Consider the following 1,169-nt stretch of genomic DNA (forward strand, 5'->3'; position numbering starts at 1 on the left):
GCATCGGCCGCAACGCCACTCCCGACCGGGCCTGGTACGCGGCCCTGACCGCCGGCCTGGAGCGGGCCGTGCGGATGGACTCCGACATGGCCGCGGTCCTCGGCCCGCACCACCGCACCGTCATGACGGGCGGCTGGTCGCGCAGTCTCGGCGTACGGCAGTTGCGCAGCGAGGCATGGAAGGACGTCAGCGTCTCCCCGGTCCACGAAGCCGGTGGCCGTGGAGCCGCACTGCTGGGCGGCGTCGCGGCCGGGATCTACCCGAGCACCGACGATCTGCCGACCGCGGCAACCGGCGGGCGACCGGACCGGGCGGCGCAGGCACCGCCCCTCACCTCGGGGAGCAGCCAGTGAGCGCACCGCTGCCCGGAGCCCGAAGGTTCACCACGCACTCCAGGCACACCACTGCCCCCTCGCGGTCGCGCGCTCGTCCGGCGACCGGAACCGGGGCCGGGACCAAGGAGAATCATCGCCACCAGAAAGACGCAGCCCCGAGGACAAGTTGCCGATCCCCGGCCCGTCGACCACCCGCGGCGCAGCCGCCACCCCGGCAGCGGCCACCGGACACGGACGAAGGAATACCACTCATGACCACGGACACGACCACGGCGGACGACTCCCCGGACAGCCAGGGCCGACCCCACTACGCAGTCGAACGTCATCAGGTACTGGTGCAGACGGTGCGCAGCCAGGGTCGCCTCGACGCCGGCGCCATGGCCGAACAGCTGCAGGTCTCCACGGAGACGATCCGTAAGGACCTCCAACTGCTGGAGCGGCGTGGCCTGTTGCGCCGGGTGCACGGGGGCGCGGTCGCCGTCGAGGACCTGTCCTTCGAACCCGAGGTGTCCGCCCGTACCAGCAATGAGGACGAGAAGCGGCGCATCGCCCGGGCCGCCCTGGCCGAAGTACCGCGCGAAGGCGCCGTCTTCCTCGATGCCGGTTCCACCATCACGATGCTGGCCGAGATGTTCCCCGCCGACCGGGACCTGAACGTCTTCACCAACACGTTGACCATCGCTCTCGCCCTCGTCAGCCGCCCCCGCCTGAATGTGCACACCCTGGGTGGCCGCGTACGTGCCAGGACCTTCGCGGAAGTCGACAACTGGGCGATCCGCGCGCTGTCCGAGATCCAGGTCGACGTCGCGTTCCTCGGTACCAACGCCATCTCCA

General features: G+C 70.8%; 2 protein-coding genes. Both read left to right on the forward strand.

Translation table 11 applies throughout. The annotated features are described in order from the left end of the window. A partial coding sequence (locus ACFPIH_RS56230) for a hypothetical protein (RefSeq protein WP_381188120.1) occupies window positions 1-353 on the forward strand: 353 nt, incomplete at its 5' end. Window positions 354-586: 233 nt separating this feature from the next. After that, a partial coding sequence (locus ACFPIH_RS56235) for a DeoR/GlpR family DNA-binding transcription regulator (RefSeq protein WP_381188117.1) occupies window positions 587-1,169 on the forward strand: 583 nt, incomplete at its 3' end.

The organism is Streptomyces vulcanius (genome assembly GCF_042653945.1).
Taxonomy (GTDB): domain Bacteria; phylum Actinomycetota; class Actinomycetes; order Streptomycetales; family Streptomycetaceae; genus Streptomyces; species Streptomyces mangrovi.